Genomic DNA, 18,283 nt, shown 5'->3' on the forward strand with positions numbered 1-18,283 from the left:
TGAACTATAGCAGCTTTAGTATTATTTTTTGTAAAACAAAAATTTCTTCTTGAATATGCTTAATATTTTTCCTCAACACTTCATCTAAACTATTCAGAATAAAAATTTTATATTTCAATTTAATTTGTTGATTTGTCAAATCAGCCATTTGTACGCTCAAATCTTCCATTTTTTTAATATGCTTTGCTTTTAATTCAACATTTTTGAGAAACAGAAAAAAAACAAGGATAAAAAACAGCAATATGCAAATCCATTCCATCATAATTTATGTTTTAAATTATTCTACGAATTTGGACAATTCCGGCGGAGACATCAATACGTAAAAAAACGTATTTATTAAGGCTTAAAATTAGCATTGAAATCAGCATCTTTTTGGATAACGTTGCCATTATATTTCAACGTCCATCCCATTGTATTGGTTACAATCAAAATCTTAGAAAGCTCGCTTAACAAACGATTTTCAGCATTAGACTTCAAAGTCGATTTTTCGATTTTTTTAGCAATAACCTGTTTTACTTTTTGGTTTATTTTATTGTAATCTTCAGCTCCAAAAGGATTAAAACGGCTTTGATCGACATCATAAAACTGAAGTTCCTGATTGATCTTCACTTCCGGTTCAGGAACAAATGTGATGGTTACTGTTTTATTTTCCTGATCGATATCGTATTTAATTTGTCGTAAATCATACGCAATGGTCACATCTGCATTGGCAACAATCAAGGCTTTTTTTTCGAAAGAAACCAAATCCATTAAATACTTTTGTTGGTCTTTATAGGTGACCACTTCTGAAAATTTTCCTTCGGTAACAACTAACTTTCCAACATTTTTAATCTCTTTTTCAATTAAATCGGAATTAAAAGTTACGTTGTCTTCTTTTTTTTGGGCGAAGTGTTGGTAACCCAAATAAAGAATTACGGCAATTATAAGGATATAAACCACTTTTCCTGATTTAAAAATGGCTTGAATTATAGGAACTAAAAGATTTTTAACTTGAGTTTCGGTAGAAGCGTTTCGTGCCATTTAAAACAATATTGAAGGATTATTTGACACTAATTTATCAATTTTCTTTTGTAAATCGGTTAAAAATTTTTGATGAGCTTCTGTATTGGGATTGAACGGTCGGTGCGCCAAACCTTTTTGGATGATTTCAACCTCTTTCATAATAGAACTGGTTTCCGAATTAAAATAGCTTTGCGAAAATTTTTCCCAAATATAATCTATTGCCAATGCATTAGGATGCAACATATCGGCTTCAAAAAAACGATAATCACGAAGTTCATCCATGACAATTTCGTAAGACGGAAAATAGTTGATACTACTTTCAGTTCGAACGGAATTGAGAACCTGTAAGGTTTCATTTTGGATTTTATCTCTCGACTCCGCTCGAGATGACAAAAGCGTATGTATAGCCGAAAACAAATTGGCTTTACTGACGTTGTTTTCAAAAAATCCGTCTTTTATATGTCGCACGGGCGAAACCGTGAAAACAAATTTAACATCCGGATTTATGGATTGAATTAATGAAACAATATTCTGCAAACTCAACTGATTTTGTACTGCCGAAAGCAATTCTTTTGTAAACTCTTTTTGTGGCACTTTATGGCAATTGGCTACAATTTCATTAGATGTTTTATGTCGGTATACCCAAGATGTTCCTAAAGTTATAAGACAATGTGTAAGTTCGTTTATTTGTTCATTTGTAAAATCGATGCGCTTATTTAATTGCTTTAAAAATTCTTCTTTATTCACATTCGACAACTCAGAATGGACTTCATTGCAATGCCATAAATCATTGTGAAAAAAAATATCTTTTTCGGTAAAATAGTTCTTCTCAACCACTCTTTTGACCAATTTTTCTAAAGAAACGGCATTAAAGATAATTCCGAATGGATTGATCGTCGCTTGGAATTTATAATATTCGAATTTAGAACCTATGTTTTCTGCAAAACATGAACCTAACAATACTACTTTTGAATGATAATCTATTGGAAAATCACTTGGGGTAATCGGTATTTCGGTTCTGAATTGCATTATTTTTGGCTTCTTAAATTATTAGAAAGTTAGATTTCAAAAATAGTGATAAAAAAGAAATCCCAATAATTAAAAAATTATCGGGATTTAATTATATATGAGAACATTTTTTAATAATAAAATTGCGAAGTTGAAGATGATGAACTTGAACCGTTAAAAAAAGTAGTTCTAGTTTCTGGATAATCGTTTTGATTATATGTATATTGATTTAAATAACTATCAATCAAAACATTATTTGCATCATAAACATTTCTTGAAATAATATTTCTATACATGCCATTCTCTAAATTGGAAAATAATTTTGTAAAACCCAAAATATTTTTAACTGGATTATTGTGAGTATCAAAAGTGAATTCAAGTCGATTAATTAAATCGTTACTATTTGTAAACAACTCATAAGCTTGAACTTCATTCTCATTATTTAAATAATAATTACCATGATTAATTTCAGTATAAGATCCTGTGCTATTTTGATATCTTACAAATGAAATTGTATTATTTGAGTTATGAACATATTCCACTTTTTCAGCATCTCCGTATGTATAATCAAAAGTAATTTCTTGTATTAAGTTATCATTTTCATAAAAATAATTTGTCTCAAAAATTAAAGTATTAAAAGAATCAAATCTCTTAATGTTTGAAATTAAATTTCCTGAATATGAATAATCTATTTGTTGACCGAAAGCTAAAATATTTAATATTTTATTTCCACTATAAGTATAAATAAATTCATTTCCGTTTGAAACTATTTTCTTTACTAAAACTCCGCTTGAATTCCCATCATCACTTGAACACGAGGTTAGTAACAATACAAACACATTAATTATAACAAATATTTTTTTCATTTCTTAAATAATTAAAATTTCCCACAAAAGAAAGACAAAAAACAAATTTTTACAAATATTTCTTATAATAAAAAGGCCTGATAATTTTTCAACTATCAGACCTTTTTTTATTCTACGGCTATTACTTTAAAAACTCTCTTGCTTTCTCTAAAGCTTCTGAAATTCCTACCACATTTTTACCTCCGGCTGTAGCAAAAAACGGTTGTCCGCCGCCGCCGCCTTGAATGTATTTTCCAAGTTCACGAACTACTTGTCCTGCATTTAGTCCTTTGGTTTCCACCAATTCTTTAGAAACATAACATGTTAACATCGGTTTGTCTTCGTTAACTGTTGCAAGAACAACAAATAAATTGTCTTTGTTATTCCCTAATTCGTAAGCTAAATCTTTTGCTCCGGCTGCGTCTAAATCTACTTGAACCGCTAAGAAATCAACTCCATTAATATTTTCCAATTGCGAAGCCAATTCTCCTTTTAAGTTCTTGGCTTTGTCTTTCAACAACTGCTCTACTTGCTTTTTCAGTTTTGCATTTTCGTCTTGTAAAGAAACTACCGATTTGGTCACATCTTGTGGATTTTTCAACAAGGCTGCAATTTCAGCAATTAAATGTTCCTGGTTTGCAAAATATTCTTTTACTGCTTTGTTGGTAATCGCTTCAACACGACGAATTCCCGCTGCTACAGCACTTTCTGATACAATTTTGAAATACCAAATATCGGCTGTGTTTTGCACGTGAATTCCCCCACAAAGTTCCATGCTTTTTCCAAATTTAATCGCACGAACCGAATCGCCATATTTTTCTCCAAACAGTGCCATGGCTCCTTCTTCCACTGCTTGTGCAAACGGAATATTTCTTCTTTCAATTAATGGCAAATGTTCTTGAATACGAGCATTTACAAAGTCTTCTACTTGTTTTAACTCTTCATCGGTTACTTTGGCAAAATGCGAAAAGTCAAAACGCAAATAATTAGGAGAAACCAATGAACCTTTTTGTTCCACATGCGTTCCTAAAATGGTACGCAACGCTTGATGCAACAAGTGTGTCGCCGAGTGATTGCTTGCTGCTAAACTTCTCAATGCTGTATTTACGTTGGCTTGGAAAGTTGCATTTACATTTTCCGGCAATTGTTTTGCAAAATGAAGAATTAAATTATTCTCTTTTTTGGTATCGATGATTTCGATAGTTTCGTTAGCCGAAACCAACGTTCCTTTGTCTCCTACTTGACCTCCACCTTCCGGATAAAAAGGCGTAGCATCTAATACAATTTGGTACAAAATACCGTCTTTTTTAGAATCTACTTTTCGGTAGCGGGTAATTTTTACATCATTTGCAGTTTGGTCATACCCCACAAATTGCTCTACATTTCCTTCTACCAAAATATGCCAATCGCCTGTAGAAACTTGCGATGCAGCACGCGAACGATCTTTTTGTTTTTGCATACAAAGATTAAAACCTACTTCATCTAAATCAATCCCTTTTTCTCTTAAAATAAGAGCGGTTAAATCTAATGGAAACCCAAAAGTATCATATAATTCAAAAGCTTTCTCCCCTTCTAATACTAATAATTCATCAAAATTTTCATGATTAGGATTTAGTTCTTTAATTGTTGGCATTAAAGCTTTGTTTCCTGTTATTTGCAAAATTTCATCGTCTAATAATCTTAAACCTTGATCCAAAGTTCTTAAGAAAGACGTTTCTTCTTCGCGAATTACTTGAGTAACCAAATTTTGTTGTGATTTGATTTCCGGAAAGAATTCGCCCATTTGATCCGCTAAAACTGCTACCAATTGGTAAATAAAAGGCTCTTTTTGATTTAAGAACGTAAAACCGTAACGAATAGCACGACGTAAAATACGACGAATTACATAACCCGCTCCGGTGTTTGAAGGCAATTGTCCGTCAGCAATAGCAAAAGCCACCGCACGAACGTGATCTACAATGACACGAATGGCAATATTGATTTTGTTTTGCTCTTGAGATTCTTCACTTTCGTTCAGAATGACATTATTTGGTGTGTATTTCAATCCTGTAATTTGCTCCACTTTTTGAATAAGCGGCGTAAAAACATCTGTATCATAATTAGAAGTCTTTCCTTGCATTGCCATACACAAACGCTCAAATCCCATTCCGGTATCGACGTGTTTTGCCGGTAATTTTTCTAACGAACCATCAGCTTTACGGTTGAATTCCATGAATACGTTGTTCCAAATTTCCACTACTTGCGGATGGTCGGCATTGACTAAACTTCTACCCGAAACTTGTGCTCTTTCTTCGTCAGAACGCAAATCGATATGAATTTCAGAACAAGGTCCGCACGGTCCTTGATCGCCCATTTCCCAGAAGTTGTCTTTTTTATTTCCATAAATGATTCGATCTTCAGCAACGTATTGTTTCCACAAATCGAAAGCTTCTTGGTCAAAAGGAACATTTTCGGCTTCGTTTCCTTCAAAAACAGAAACATACAAACGGTCTTTATCTAATTTTAAAACTTCGGTTAAGAATTCCCAAGCCCAAGCAATCGCTTCTTTTTTGAAGTAATCGCCAAAAGACCAGTTTCCTAACATTTCGAACATGGTGTGGTGATAGGTATCAAAACCTACATCTTCCAAATCGTTGTGTTTTCCCGAAACACGCAAACATTTTTGAGTGTCGGCAATACGCTTGCTTTTTGGCGTGCCGTTTCCTAAGAAATACTCCTTGAACTGCGCCATTCCCGAGTTATTGAACATTAACGTAGGGTCGTCTTTTAATACAATAGGTGCAGAAGGTACAATTAAGTGTCCTTTACTTTCGAAGAAGTCTAAAAATGCTTTACGAATGTCTCTTGATGTCATTTTGTTTTGATATTAATAAGGTTTCCAAACTGTTACTACCTTTGGCTTTTTCGCCCTGATTGAGCCGATAGCTTGCCACTGAGGCAACTAAAGGCGAAAGCAGGAATGTAAGCCGGCTGATTTTGAGAAAAGTTTCGCGCCTTAACTAAAAAAATAAGCTCAAGTTTGAAACATTTCATAAATTTGTTCGTATAACAGTTGTTGACCACAAAAAATTTGTGCAAAAATAGTAAATTTAAAACATGGCGAAAGTAAAATATTATTACGATTCGGAAAATTTAGCGTACAAACGAATTGAAACTAAGAAGCGTAAGAAATTTGGCTATGCTGTTCTCTTTTTGCTTTCTGCGGCATTGTTTGGTTTTTTGTGTTTGGTTCTGCTCATCAACACGCCTTATTTTGAAACGCCAAAAGATAAATTGTTAACGAGCGAATTAGAAAACATGAAAATCAACTATCAACTTTTGAATAAAAAAGTGGATGTGATGGAGGAAGCTTTAGGTGCTATTGAAGAACGAGATAATAATGTATACCGAACGTATTTTAACACGGCTCCAATAAGTGAAGAAGAACGAAAAGCGGGATTTGGCGGTGTGAACCGATACAAAACTCTGGAAGGCTACAACAATTCGGATTTGGTCATTAACACCACTAAAAAAATTGACCGATTGATGAAAGAAATGGCAATACAATCGGAATCTTTGAACGAAATTGTGAAACTGGGCAAACAAAAGGAAAAACTTTTAGCTTCTATTCCGGCTATTCAACCGGTTAAAAATGAAGATTTGAAAAGAATGGCATCGGGTTATGGCTACCGAAGTGACCCGTTTACCAAAATTCGTAAGTTTCACTATGGAATGGACTTTACGTCACCAACCGGAACTCCTGTTTATGCGACTGGTGACGGTGTGGTTTTAAAAGCCGACAATTCGCTTTCGGGCTATGGAAACCATATTGAAGTGAATCACGGTTATGGTTATGTAACGCTTTATGCCCATTTGAGCAAATACAACTGTCGCCCGGGACAAAAAGTGAAACGCGGTGACCTTATCGGTTACGTGGGAAGTACCGGACGAAGCGAAGCACCACACTTACACTATGAAGTAATTAAAAGTGGTAAAAAGGTAAATCCGATTAATTTTTATTACGGAAGTATTTCGGCAGAAGAATATGTGGCTATTTCGAAATTGGCCAACCAAGAGAATCAGGCTTTGGACTAATTGTTTAAGATTATTGAAAACATTATGCACTTAAACTTACCAGAAGGAAAATTGTATTACAGCATTGGTGAACTTGCTGTCGCTTTTGATGTTAATGCTTCGCTGATCCGATTTTGGGAAAAAGAGTTTGATATTCTGAAGCCAAAGAAAAATGCGAAAGGGAATCGAAAATTCACTCCGGAAGATGTCAAAAACCTGCAACTGATTTATCATTTGGTTAAAGAACGAGGGTTTACATTGGAAGGAGCCAAAACACATTTGAAAGAAAATCAGAAAAAAACACTGGATAAGTTTGAAATTATCCGAAAACTGGAAAATATTAAATCACAATTAATAGAACTAAAAAATCAACTTTAAACATTAAACAACTTATGAAAAAATTTGCACCCGTATTAATTATCGTAGGATTATTAGCTATAGGATTCTTTTGGTACATTGGAATCAAAAACGGAGCTATTGCTCAAAACCAAGCTGTATCTAAAGAATGGGGTAATGTAGAAACCGCTTACCAACGTCGTAGTGATCTTATCGGAAACTTAGTGAAAACGGTTCAAGGCGCTGCTGATTTTGAAAAATCAACTTTAGAAGCGGTAATCAACGCCAGAGCGAAAGCAACTTCGATGACTATTGATCCGTCAAACATTACACCGGAACAATTGCAACAATTCCAACAAGCACAAGGTGGTTTAAATAGTGCTTTGTCAAGATTATTGGTAACCGTAGAACAATATCCTGATTTAAAAGCAAACCAAAATTTCTTGAAATTACAGGATGAATTAGCAAGTACTGAGAACCAAATTTTAACGGCTCGTACGCGTTTTAACGAAGCGGTTCAATCGTACAACAACTATATTTTAAAAATACCGAACAATTGGTTCTTAAGCGAATACAAAGAAAAACCATATTTTGAAGCTGAAAAAGGAGCTGAAAAAGCGCCTGACGTTGAGTTCAATTTTGGTAAATAAAAATTTAAATCATGTCTAAGACAGAAGATTTCTTAACCAAAGCCGAAGAGCAAGAAATTGTTCAGGCTATTATGGAAGCCGAAAATAATACTTCGGGAGAAATTCGCGTACACTTAGAAGAACAAACCGACAAACCTCCTTTGCAAAGAGCGCAGGAGGTTTTTTTCGCCCTTGAAATGCAAAATACAAAAGAGCGAAATGGAGTTCTGATCTATGTTGCTACAGCCAGTAAAAAGTTTGCTATTGTGGGTGATGAAGGCATCAACAAAGTGGTTGAAGCTGATTTTTGGGATTGTACCAAAGATATCATGATAACTAACTTTCAGAAAAACCAATATAAAGAAGGCTTAATTCAAGGCATCTTAAAAGCGGGAGAACGTTTAAAACTATACTTCCCCTATCAGGAAGATGACATTGATGAATTACCTAACGAAATTTCCAGAGGATAATGATTAAACTGATACTCAAAGTAATACATTGGTTGCTCTTGGCGACTTTACTATTACTACATCATATAGGATTTGCCCAATTCAAAATTCCTGACAAACCTTCTACATCAAAACAAACCAGTGTTTATGATTATGCAGATGTATTGTCGAGTTCGGAAGAAAATAGTTTAAAACAAAAACTTTTAAATTATGCCGATAGTACTTCTACTCAAATTGTAATTGTAACCATTGACGATTTGCAAGGTGAAGACATTGGAATCTTAACCCCAAAATGGGCACATGAATGGGGTGTTGGCCAAGAAAAAGAAGATAACGGAGTGATGATTTTGTTATCCAAAAACGATCGTAAAATCTGGATTTCTCCTGGTTATGGATTAGAACCTCAGCTTACTGCGGGAATTACCGGTGAAATTATTCGGAATGTTATCATTCCGGAGTTCAAAGCAGGTAGTTATTATAACGGCTTAGACAAAGGTACCGATGCTATTTTTGAAGTCATTAAAGGCACTTATAAAAATACAAATTCAGGAGAAAATACCGGTTCTGCTTTTCCTATTATTGTTCTATTTATCATCATTGTCATTATTCTGATTATTCTTTCTAAAAGAAATAGAAACGGCGGTGGCGGAAGTGGCGGACGCTATTCGGGACCTGACTTAGCTGATATGATCATTTTGAGTCGAATGGGAAGAAGTGGCGGATTTGGAAGTAGCGGAGGTGGTTTCGGAGGCGGAGGATTTGGCGGTGGCTTCGGGGGCGGTGGTTTTTCCGGTGGAGGCGCTGGCGGAAGTTGGTAAACAAAATCAAAAAACGATAAACAAAAAGGACGAAGTTTTGCTTCGTCCTTTTTTCTACTTAAGAAATAAACAATTCTTCTGAATAGATTAATCTCTCCAGAACATATTGCTTTCTTTTTTCTTTCCTCCAAATTTTTCTAATTTAAAGGTCAATGAGAACATTACATATTGTTGTAAAACAGTGTTCTCTGTATCGGTAATTGCGGTTGGTGTTACTGTTCTACTTACTCCAATGTTTTGGTTCAATAAATCGTACACTTTTACTTTCGCCAGCAATTGATCGTTCCAAAAATTATAGCCTAAACTTACATTCCACAAGTAGAAATCTCTTTTAAAACCTCCGGAAATATTAGAATTGTAATTGTATCCAAAATCACTACCAAAAACTACATGCTTTGGCCAATAACTGGTTAATTCAAATTTAAAATTATGCTTGAAATATTCTGTTTTATCAATCACATAATTATTAAAATCGGTTCTATTAAACGTATAGGTATAAGATGGATTCAATGTAATTAAATCTTCTATTGACCAATTAATAAATGCTCTTGGTGCAATTTCATATCCTGATGATTCGTATAAAACGGCATTTGTTAATCCTTCTGAATAATCTAACCCTAAATCCAGAGAGGTTCCTGCTTTAAATGTACGCTTTTCTTTTTTAAATACTTTGCTATAACTTAAACCGGCATAACTATTATAGGTTTTATCAATATTCTGATAAGTTGTGGTAGCTTTATAATCGGCATCATACGTTGTTGAAGCCACAATTTCATTCTTGTTGTAATCTAAACCGCCATATAAATAAAAGCCGCTTCGACTAGCATAATCATAATTGTTAAAATTCAAATATACCTGATAGGCTTCTTTCGGTTTTAGTTCAGCGTTTCCTAATATAGTATTCAATGGATTTTCTATATTTTCATACGGTAGCAATTGCGATGCGGACGGCATAGTAACCTTATAAGCAGAATAGGTATAAATTGATTTGGATTTCCCTAAAGTCACACTCAAATACCCATTTACGTTGGGATACAAATATTTTTGATTCAATTTGGTTTCCGTTCCAAGATATAATGATTGGTTTTGATAATTAATATTATCGGTTCCAAAAGTCATTCTCCCTCGTATTTTCTTCTTTCTCAATTGTAAAGCAATACTAGGTGTAAATGTTATTTTCTTAGAATTAATATCACGTGAAAGCGCATCATTTGTAACAGAATAATCATCTGTAAAGCCATCAAAATCAAAAGTATTTTGATAATCTTTCCTTTCTTCCCAAGCGTAAGCTGCCTGAATAGTGATGTTCAAAGAATCGCTGATGGGCTGAATATAACGAACTGAACCGTTGTAACTATTACTTCTTTCTTTATTTCGTCGGCTTTGATCTCGTTCATCATCTGCGGCACCCGATTGGTAAAATGAAGTTTTGGAATAGGTCAATAGGTCGGTTTCATTTTCGGTATTTGTATTGTTAAAACTTACCCCTATTCCTTTTCCTTTCTTATCTAACTTTTTAAACAAATACAAATTGTTTTTAAAACTAGAAAAATCGGTTTGAGACTTATCATCAGAAATATAATCATTGGATAAAGCTCCATTCTCATCATAAGTATTCTCAAAGCTATTATAACTGCTGTTATTTTTTGTTTTAGAAAATGCCGGAGAAATATATAACGTTGTGGTTGAATCAATTTTTACTTCAAAATCCAAATTTAGATTATGACCATCTACAATATTTCTGGTATTCGATTCTGAAATTGTATTGGTATTCCCTGTTGGCAACAGATTGGTTCTATTGGTTCTATTGGTATTTTTAGAATCGGCATTATTGTAATAGTAACTTCCGTTAGGATCTATTTTTTTATTAAACCATTCGTCGCTAAAATTTATTCCGATCATTGATGATTTGGTAATTCCTTTATTTCCTCCAAAACGCATTCCGTTAATTCCAAAACTACCATCTCCACTTGTCCAAATGGATGTATTTCGACCGCCGCCCATATTGTCAAAAATTTCATCCATGGAGAAACCTACAGAGTTAATATTATTTGACGAACCCAACACACTTATTTTTTGGGTATCCTTGAAATAGTTGAACAACAAACTTGATTCGTAACGATCATCTGTTCCATAACCTAAGGTTGCTTTTCCAAAAAGTCCTTTATTTTTATCTTCATCAATGGTTAAATTGATGGTTTTTTCGTCAGAACTTGCACTTTGTCCGGAAAGCTCTTCTTCCTTGGTCTTAGTATCTGTTACCTGAATTTTACTAATCATTTCAGCAGGGAGATTCTGCGTCGCAATCTTTCCATCTTTTCCAAAGAACGGTTTTCCGTTGACCAAAATGTTATTTACTTCTTTTCCGTTGACCGTAATTTTTCCGTTTTCGTCAATTTCAACTCCCGGAAGCTGTTTTAGTAACGCTTCAACATTAGCATCGGGGCGTACTTTAAATGATGACGCATTAAACTCTAAAGTATCCGTTTTGATAACAATAGGCGGAGTTTCTCCTTTTACCACAATTTCACTCAAAGAGGAAACATTCTCTTTCAATAAAATTGTTCCTAAATTTTGGTCTTTCTCTAACTTTTGAAAATCCTTTTTGTAATCTAAAAATCCGTTATAAGAAACTTTCAAAACTAACGGATAATCTAATTTTCTGATTTTAAATTCAAAATTACCGTTGCGATCAGAAATGGTATAATCGACAACCGTAGAATCAGCTGCTTTAGTAAAATAAACTGTCGCCGATTCTAAGGGTAGTTTTAGACTTTCGTCTATTATTTTTCCGGTTATTTTTAAAGTGTTTTGTGAAAAAGCTAATGAGGAGAATAATAAAGTGATTAAGATTAAAAAATAATTTCGCATGTTTTTTGATTGATGATTGTGTTTATTTCATTATAGTAAACAGCGAAATAAAGATTTTATTATTTGAATTGAAAAATTCTTACGAAACTTTTAACATTTATTATATACAACCTATAGTTCTTCCATTTTTTATTAAAAATAAGTCATATTTTTAACACAAAAAGCCTGTTTAAAAACAGGCTTCTATGAACACTATAAATAACAATTTCACTAAATTACAACAGATTGTCCGATATGGATATTTTCACAATTCATATACTCGCAAGTATCTTCGCGATTTAAAATCGTTCCGGCAATAATATCTCCGATATTTGTTGTCGAAACAAAAGCTTCACTATTCAAATCTTTGGTTACAATTCCTTTGTCAATAGTTTTGTTTACGGCTTGACGAACAGCTTCGGCCTCATCATTTAATCCGAAATGATCTAACATCATAGCAGCACTCAAGATGGAAGCAATCGGATTGGCAATATTTTTTCCTTTCGCCTGCGGATACGAACCGTGAATAGGTTCAAATAACGCCACGCCATCTCCCACTGAAGCGGATGCCAACAAACCGATAGAACCGCCAATGACACTTCCTTCGTCAGAAATAATATCACCAAACATATTTTCGGTCAAAATCACATCAAATTGACTCGGATTCAAAATCATTTGCATCGCTGCATTATCCACAAATAAGAAATCCAAAGCTACTTTAGGATAACTTTTAGCCACTTCCGAAACTACTTTTCGCCATAAACGAGACGATTCTAAAACATTAGCTTTATCCACCAAGGTTACTTTATTTTTACGGGTTTCTGCCGCTTTAAAAGCCAAATGAGCAATGCGCTCAATTTCAAATTGAGAATACTCACATAAATCGGAAGCCGTTTTACCGTCTTCACTTAATTTCTTTTCGCCAAAATAAATCCCTCCGGTCAATTCGCGATAAATCACCATATCAGTTCCTTGAATAATTTCTTTTTTCAAAGGCGATTTATCCAATAACGAATTATAAGCGGTTACCGGACGAATATTAGCAAACAAACCTAATTCTTTTCGCAACTTCAACAAACCTTGTTCCGGCCTTACTTTTGCAGACGGATCATTGTCGTATTTCGGGTCTCCAATAGCACCAAACAACACCGCATCCGCATTTTTACAAACCTCCAATGTAGCATCCGGCAAAGGATTTCCGGTTTCATCGATAGCAATGGCACCAACCGGAGCCGGGTTAAACTGAAACTCATGTTTAAAACTTTCAGCTACTGCTTTTAACACTTTGATACTTTCCTGAATTACTTCCGGACCAATTCCATCGCCCGAAAGTACTGCAATTTTAAAATTCATAAGACAAGGTTCTATTTTGTTCAAATTGTTCTATCTCTGCTTTTTTGCTTACCAAAAAATCTATGTCATCATAGCCGTTTAGCATGCATATTTTTTTATACGAATCGATTGCAAACGATTCGGTTTTATCGTTAAATGAAATCGTTTGTGCTTCCAGATCAACCGTAATTTCAACTTCCGAATTGCCCTCAATTGCCTGAAACATTTCTTTTAAAAACTCCGGACTCACTTGAATAGGCAACAAACCGTTATTCAGTGCATTTCCTTTAAAAATATCGGCAAAATAACTGGAAACAATAACTTTAAAGCCATAATCCGTTAAAGCCCAAGCCGCGTGTTCACGACTACTTCCGCATCCAAAATTATCGCCAGCCACCAAAATGGAACCTGAATATTTAGGATTATTCAACACAAAATTCGGGATTTCTTTATTTTTATCGTTGTAGCGCCAATCTCGGAATAAGTTGTTTCCAAATCCAATTTTGTTAGTCGCTTTTAAGAAACGTGCCGGTATAATTTGATCGGTATCCACATTCTCAATAGGAAGCGGAACCGCTTTTGATTGTAATAAAGTGAATTTTTCCATTTAGTTCAAAGTTAACGTTAGGTCTACAATTTTTCCTTCTACAGCCGTTGCCGCCGCCATAACCGGACTGGCTAAAAGCGTACGAGCACCTTGTCCTTGTCGCCCTTCAAAATTTCGGTTTGAGGTAGAAACACAATATTCGCCTGACGGAATTTTATCGTCATTCATTGCTAAACAAGCCGAACATCCGGGTTGTCTGATCTCAAAACCAGCCGATTCAAAAATGGCTGTCAACCCTTCTTCCTGAATTTGTTTAGCCACTTGTTGCGAACCCGGAACAATTAACGCCGTAACATTAGCCGCTTTTTGTTTTCCTTTAATATAATTGGCCGCATCTCTAAAATCTTCGATTCTGGAATTAGTACAACTTCCTATAAACACATAATTAATAGGCTTTCCAACTAAATGTTCGCCTTTTTGAAAGCCCATATATTCCAATGCTTTCTCAAAAGACGGATCGTTTTCCGGACTTGGGATTGCTTGATTTACCCCAATTCCCATTTCCGGATTGGTTCCGTAGGTAATCATAGGGCTGATCTCTTCCGCATTGAAGCTATATTCTTTATCAAATACAGCACCTTCATCTGTTGGCAAGGTTTTCCAATGTGCCACATATTGTTCGAACTGCTCACCTTTTGGAGCAAATTTTCGTCCTTTAATGTATTCGAAAGTCACCTCATCAGGAGCAATCATTCCACCGCGAGCACCCATTTCGATACTCATATTACAAACGGTCATTCGTCCTTCCATCGACATTTCTCTGAAAACATTTCCGGCATATTCACAGAAATAGCCCGTTCCGGCATTGGTTCCGATTTGAGAAATAATGTATAAAATCACGTCTTTTGGCGTGACTCCTTTAGCCAACTTTCCGTTGACATTTACCCGAAGGCTTTTCGGTTTATTCAACAACAAACATTGGCTTGCAAAAACTTGCGTTACCTGACTGGTTCCGATTCCGAAAGCAATGGTTCCAAAAGCACCATGCGTTGATGTATGACTATCTCCACACACCATGGTCATCCCAGGCAATGTAATGCCCAATTCTGGCGCAATGACGTGAACAATTCCTTGGTATTCGTGGCCTAAACCATACAACTCAATTCCGTTTTTCTCGCAGTTTTTTGTCAATTGTTCGACTTGATTTCGAGACAATTCGTCTTTAATAGGCAAATGCTGTTCTTTTGTGGGCACATTATGATCGGCCGTTGCCACAATTTTCTGTTTCCTGAAAACAGGAATATTTCGTTCTTCCAATTCGGCAAAAGCCTGCGGACTTGTTACCTCATGAATTAAATGTTTGTCGATATATAAAATTTGAGGTCCGTCAGGAACAGAACTTACTACGTGACTGTCCCAAACTTTATCAAATAAGGTTTTCTTTTCCATAATTTATAGTGCAATACCTATTCTACAATGTTCAATAATACGATGAATATCATCATTTACCACTTCTTTTTTATGATCAGCTACTTTTAAAAACTCCTGATAAACAGTATCTAACTGAAGTTTTGTTAGTTCGTACCCAATGTTTTTAGCGCGATACGCCAAAGCCGCACGGCCGCTACGAGCCGTTAAGATAATCGAAGATTCGGTAACTCCAACGTCTTCCGGATTAATAATTTCGTAAGTTGCTCTGTTTTTAATCACACCGTCTTGATGAATACCTGAACTATGAGCAAAAGCATTAGCTCCCACGATAGCCTTATTGGGCTGAACAATCATTCCCATCGTGTCTGAAACCAAACGGCTGATTTCATTCAACAACTTCGAATTGATGTTGGTATCCAAATGCAAACCCGGATGTTGACGCAAAATCATCACCACTTCTTCCAAAGCCGTATTTCCGGCGCGCTCTCCTATTCCGTTTATAGTACATTCTATTTGACGCGCTCCGTTTACAACGCCCGAAATAGCATTGGCCGTTGCCAAACCTAAATCGTTATGGCAATGGCACGACAAAATAGCATTTTCAATTCCCACAACATGTTCGGAAAGATATTTGATTTTAGCTCCGTATTCTTCGGGCAAACAATACCCCGTTGTATCGGGAATATTCAAAACAGTTGCCCCTGCTTTTACCACTTCTGTACACACTTTTGCTAAAAACTCGTTATCAGTTCTACCGGCATCTTCCGCATAAAATTCGACATCATCCACAAAAGTCTTTGCATACGAAACTGCCTCCACAGCACGTTCTATAATTTCGTCTTTGGAAGCGTTAAATTTGTATTTGATGTGAGAATCAGAAGTTCCTATCCCGGTATGAATTCTAGGTTTTTTAGCATATTTCAAAGCTTGAGCAGCCACTTCGATATCATTTTTTACGGCGCGAGTCAATCCGCAAACTGTAGCATTTTTTACTTCTTTAGCAATCGCTTGCACGGCTTCAAAATCGCCAGGACTTGAGACCGGAAATCCTGCTTCGATGACATCGACTCCCAATTCGTCTAACTTTCGAGCAATCGTTATTTTTTGCTCTTTATTTAGTTTACAACCCGGGACTTGTTCGCCATCTCGCAATGTGGTGTCAAAAATATAAACTCTTTGATTATTCATTTTCTAGTAGATTGTTCTTTGCGAATTTATTTTATAGCTAAAAAAAGTCTACATTTGATTTTAAGTGAATTACAACGTCAAACTCAATAAAAAAACAACACAATTGATTCATTTACAACAACTTAATTGATTTAATTTTACGATGGCTAACACTTCTAAAGATTTTTTGTTTGTCCTGATTAAGTCCTTATCTAAGTCAGAAAAGCGACAATTTAAGCTCTATGTCAACCGAATCGGAATGAATACGGATGCTAAATTTTTGCAACTTTTTGAACTTTTAGACAAAATGACCGATTATAATGAAGAAAAAATTCTAAAAAGCAACATCGTAACTAAAGTTCAACTTTCCAATTTGAAAGCACATTTGTACAAGCAAATATTGGTCAGTTTACGACTGAATCCCACGCTACAAAACATGCGCATTCAAATTAGAGAACAAATTGATTTTGCTACTATTTTGTATCAAAAAGGTCTTTACAAGCAAAGTTTAAAACTGTTAGAAAAAGCCAAAGCAATGGCGCTGGAACATGAAGAAAAGAACATTGCCTATGAAATTATTGAGTTTGAAAAAGTAATTGAATCGCAATATATCACGCGAAGTATTTCCGGTCGGGCTGACGAATTGAGCATTCAAGCCAGAGATTTGAGTCGAAAAAATGTGGTCGCCAGTAAATTATCGAATCTTTCGTTACAATTGTATGGCTATTTGCTGAAACACGGTTATGCCAAAAGTGATGACGAAATGAAGAAAATTACCCAATATTACAACGATCGCATGCCGGAATTTGATTTCGAAGATTTGGGTTTTCGCGAAAAACTATGGTTGTACAAAGCCAATTTGTGGTATAGCTTTCTAATTCAGGATTTCTTGGGTTGCTTCAAATATGCGTCAAAATGGGTGGATTTGTTCTACGAATATCCATCGATGATCGCTATTAATCCCATTTGGTTTATCAAAGGAAGTAATTATTTACTGGAATCCTTGTATTTAGTGAATCATCAAACCTATTTTAAGGACGCTTTAACTCGTTTTGAAAATACCTTAGCCGACAAAAGTTTTCCTAAAAACGAAAATGTCTTATCGCAAGAGTTTTTGGCATTGTATAATGGTAAATTCAACTTGCATTTCTTAGAAGGCGATTTCAAAGGTGGCTTACCTTTGGTCGATGAAGTTTTAACGCAATTGGAACTTTTTAACGAGCAAATTGACGAACACCATCACATGGTTTTCTATTATAAAATTGCTTCGTTGTATTTTGGAATGGGCGATAATTTAAAATGCATTTCGTATTTACAGAAGATCATTGGCAACAAAAATTTAGAAATGCGAGAAGACTTGATGTGTTTTGCCCGCGTGCTTAACTTGGTTGCCCATTACGACGCTCGTGAAGATGAACAACTTGATAAATTGGTCAAAGATACCTATCAGTTTTTAATCAAAATGAATGATTTACACGAAGTACAACGCGAGATGATTCGATTTTTAAGAAACTTGGGTTTCATTTATCCACACGAACTGAAGGATGCATTCATTGAACTTCATGGAAAATTGAAGCGTTTTGAAAACCATCCGTATGAAAAAAGAGCTTTCTTATATTTGGATATTATTTCGTGGTTAGAAAGTAAAATCTACAACAAACCCGTTGCACTTGTTATACAAGAAAAAGCTCTAAAAGTAAATCGTTGATGCTTAAAAAACAAGCTGATTCTAAAAACATTTCCCATTTTAGACTGCTTTTCATTTTTCAAAATTCTAAAAGTCAATCCATTACACAATAGTAATAATAGTAAGCAT

16 protein-coding genes are annotated in these 18,283 nt (G+C 35.0%); 6 read left to right on the forward strand and 10 right to left on the reverse strand.

The features are described 5' to 3' along the window. Positions 1-4: 4 nt before the first annotated feature. From ACUSJC_RS13270 to alaS, 5 genes are all read right to left on the reverse strand, one after another. Positions 5-262, reverse strand: a complete 258-nt coding sequence (locus ACUSJC_RS13270; protein ID WP_449270048.1) for a hypothetical protein — start codon at positions 260-262, stop codon at positions 5-7. A 74-nt stretch (positions 263-336) separates the two neighbouring features. After that, positions 337-1,020 (reverse strand): DUF4230 domain-containing protein, encoded by a 684-nt coding sequence (locus ACUSJC_RS13275; protein ID WP_449270049.1) that lies wholly within the window; start codon positions 1,018-1,020, stop codon positions 337-339. Continuing rightward, positions 1,021-2,031, reverse strand: coding sequence for a GSCFA domain-containing protein (locus ACUSJC_RS13280; protein WP_449270050.1), 1,011 nt, complete (start codon positions 2,029-2,031; stop codon positions 1,021-1,023). Between the two features lie 110 nt (positions 2,032-2,141). Then, the gene (locus ACUSJC_RS13285; protein ID WP_449270051.1) at positions 2,142-2,876 is read right to left on the reverse strand and encodes a hypothetical protein; all 735 of its coding nucleotides are present in this window, start codon (positions 2,874-2,876) and stop codon (positions 2,142-2,144) included. 121 nt (positions 2,877-2,997) lie between these two features. After that, positions 2,998-5,709, reverse strand: coding sequence for an alanine--tRNA ligase (alaS, locus tag ACUSJC_RS13290; RefSeq protein WP_449270052.1), 2,712 nt, complete (start codon positions 5,707-5,709; stop codon positions 2,998-3,000). A 242-nt stretch (positions 5,710-5,951) separates the two neighbouring features. Here alaS and ACUSJC_RS13295 point away from each other — a divergent pair, with 242 nt between their 5' ends. The 5 genes from ACUSJC_RS13295 to ACUSJC_RS13315 are packed head-to-tail and all read left to right on the forward strand — an operon-like array spanning position 5,952 to position 9,140. Continuing rightward, on the forward strand, positions 5,952-6,929 hold the full coding sequence (locus ACUSJC_RS13295) for a M23 family metallopeptidase (RefSeq protein WP_449270053.1): 978 nt from the start codon (positions 5,952-5,954) through the stop codon (positions 6,927-6,929). A gap of 24 nt (positions 6,930-6,953) precedes the next feature. After that, positions 6,954-7,286, forward strand: a complete 333-nt coding sequence (locus ACUSJC_RS13300; protein WP_449270054.1) for a MerR family transcriptional regulator — start codon at positions 6,954-6,956, stop codon at positions 7,284-7,286. Between the two features lie 14 nt (positions 7,287-7,300). Next, entirely contained in the window at positions 7,301-7,894 is a 594-nt protein-coding gene (locus tag ACUSJC_RS13305) for a LemA family protein (protein WP_449270055.1), read from the forward strand. 11 nt (positions 7,895-7,905) lie between these two features. Beyond that, on the forward strand, positions 7,906-8,343 hold the full coding sequence (locus ACUSJC_RS13310) for a TPM domain-containing protein (RefSeq protein WP_449270056.1): 438 nt from the start codon (positions 7,906-7,908) through the stop codon (positions 8,341-8,343). Next, positions 8,343-9,140 carry a TPM domain-containing protein gene (locus ACUSJC_RS13315; RefSeq protein ID WP_449270057.1) on the forward strand — a complete coding sequence of 266 codons (798 nt, stop codon included), beginning with the start codon at positions 8,343-8,345 and terminating at the stop codon, positions 9,138-9,140. The genes ACUSJC_RS13310 and ACUSJC_RS13315 overlap by 1 nt, the downstream gene beginning before the upstream one ends. Positions 9,141-9,227: 87 nt before the next feature. Here ACUSJC_RS13315 and ACUSJC_RS13320 read toward each other — a convergent pair whose 3' ends face one another. The 5 genes from ACUSJC_RS13320 to ACUSJC_RS13340 form a co-directional block, all read right to left on the reverse strand. Beyond that, the gene (locus tag ACUSJC_RS13320; protein ID WP_449270058.1) at positions 9,228-12,011 is read right to left on the reverse strand and encodes an outer membrane beta-barrel protein; all 2,784 of its coding nucleotides are present in this window, start codon (positions 12,009-12,011) and stop codon (positions 9,228-9,230) included. A gap of 210 nt (positions 12,012-12,221) precedes the next feature. Then, positions 12,222-13,343, reverse strand: coding sequence for a 3-isopropylmalate dehydrogenase (gene leuB / locus ACUSJC_RS13325; RefSeq protein ID WP_449270059.1), 1,122 nt, complete (start codon positions 13,341-13,343; stop codon positions 12,222-12,224). Further along, positions 13,333-13,929 (reverse strand): 3-isopropylmalate dehydratase small subunit, encoded by a 597-nt coding sequence (gene leuD / locus ACUSJC_RS13330; RefSeq protein ID WP_449270060.1) that lies wholly within the window; start codon positions 13,927-13,929, stop codon positions 13,333-13,335. Before leuD ends, leuB begins: the two co-directional genes overlap by 11 nt. Beyond that, positions 13,930-15,318, reverse strand: coding sequence for a 3-isopropylmalate dehydratase large subunit (leuC, locus tag ACUSJC_RS13335; protein ID WP_449270061.1), 1,389 nt, complete (start codon positions 15,316-15,318; stop codon positions 13,930-13,932). Between the two features lie 3 nt (positions 15,319-15,321). Beyond that, positions 15,322-16,488: a 2-isopropylmalate synthase gene (locus tag ACUSJC_RS13340; RefSeq protein ID WP_449270062.1), complete on the reverse strand. Its 1,167-nt coding sequence runs from the start codon at positions 16,486-16,488 to the stop codon at positions 15,322-15,324. A gap of 142 nt (positions 16,489-16,630) precedes the next feature. Between ACUSJC_RS13340 and ACUSJC_RS13345 the strand changes: the two genes are divergently transcribed. Then, entirely contained in the window at positions 16,631-18,175 is a 1,545-nt protein-coding gene (locus ACUSJC_RS13345) for a hypothetical protein (RefSeq protein ID WP_449270063.1), read from the forward strand. Positions 18,176-18,283 lie beyond the last annotated feature (108 nt).

Source organism: Flavobacterium sp. U410 (assembly GCF_053570605.1).

Excerpts from the sequence above, each read along its gene's own strand:
- ACUSJC_RS13270 (WP_449270048.1), bottom strand. The coding sequence starts at position 262 with ATGATGGAATGGATTTGCATATTGCTGTTTTTTATCCTTGTTTTTTTT.
- ACUSJC_RS13275 (WP_449270049.1), bottom strand. The coding sequence starts at position 1,020 with ATGGCACGAAACGCTTCTACCGAAACTCAAGTTAAAAATCTTTTAGTT.
- ACUSJC_RS13280 (WP_449270050.1), bottom strand. The coding sequence starts at position 2,031 with ATGCAATTCAGAACCGAAATACCGATTACCCCAAGTGATTTTCCAATA.
- ACUSJC_RS13285 (WP_449270051.1), bottom strand. The coding sequence starts at position 2,876 with ATGAAAAAAATATTTGTTATAATTAATGTGTTTGTATTGTTACTAACC.
- alaS (WP_449270052.1), bottom strand. The coding sequence starts at position 5,709 with ATGACATCAAGAGACATTCGTAAAGCATTTTTAGACTTCTTCGAAAGT.
- ACUSJC_RS13295 (WP_449270053.1), top strand. The coding sequence starts at position 5,952 with ATGGCGAAAGTAAAATATTATTACGATTCGGAAAATTTAGCGTACAAA.
- ACUSJC_RS13300 (WP_449270054.1), top strand. The coding sequence starts at position 6,954 with ATGCACTTAAACTTACCAGAAGGAAAATTGTATTACAGCATTGGTGAA.
- ACUSJC_RS13305 (WP_449270055.1), top strand. The coding sequence starts at position 7,301 with ATGAAAAAATTTGCACCCGTATTAATTATCGTAGGATTATTAGCTATA.
- ACUSJC_RS13310 (WP_449270056.1), top strand. The coding sequence starts at position 7,906 with ATGTCTAAGACAGAAGATTTCTTAACCAAAGCCGAAGAGCAAGAAATT.
- ACUSJC_RS13315 (WP_449270057.1), top strand. The coding sequence starts at position 8,343 with ATGATTAAACTGATACTCAAAGTAATACATTGGTTGCTCTTGGCGACT.
- ACUSJC_RS13320 (WP_449270058.1), bottom strand. The coding sequence starts at position 12,011 with ATGCGAAATTATTTTTTAATCTTAATCACTTTATTATTCTCCTCATTA.
- leuB (WP_449270059.1), bottom strand. The coding sequence starts at position 13,343 with ATGAATTTTAAAATTGCAGTACTTTCGGGCGATGGAATTGGTCCGGAA.
- leuD (WP_449270060.1), bottom strand. The coding sequence starts at position 13,929 with ATGGAAAAATTCACTTTATTACAATCAAAAGCGGTTCCGCTTCCTATT.
- leuC (WP_449270061.1), bottom strand. The coding sequence starts at position 15,318 with ATGGAAAAGAAAACCTTATTTGATAAAGTTTGGGACAGTCACGTAGTA.
- ACUSJC_RS13340 (WP_449270062.1), bottom strand. The coding sequence starts at position 16,488 with ATGAATAATCAAAGAGTTTATATTTTTGACACCACATTGCGAGATGGC.
- ACUSJC_RS13345 (WP_449270063.1), top strand. The coding sequence starts at position 16,631 with ATGGCTAACACTTCTAAAGATTTTTTGTTTGTCCTGATTAAGTCCTTA.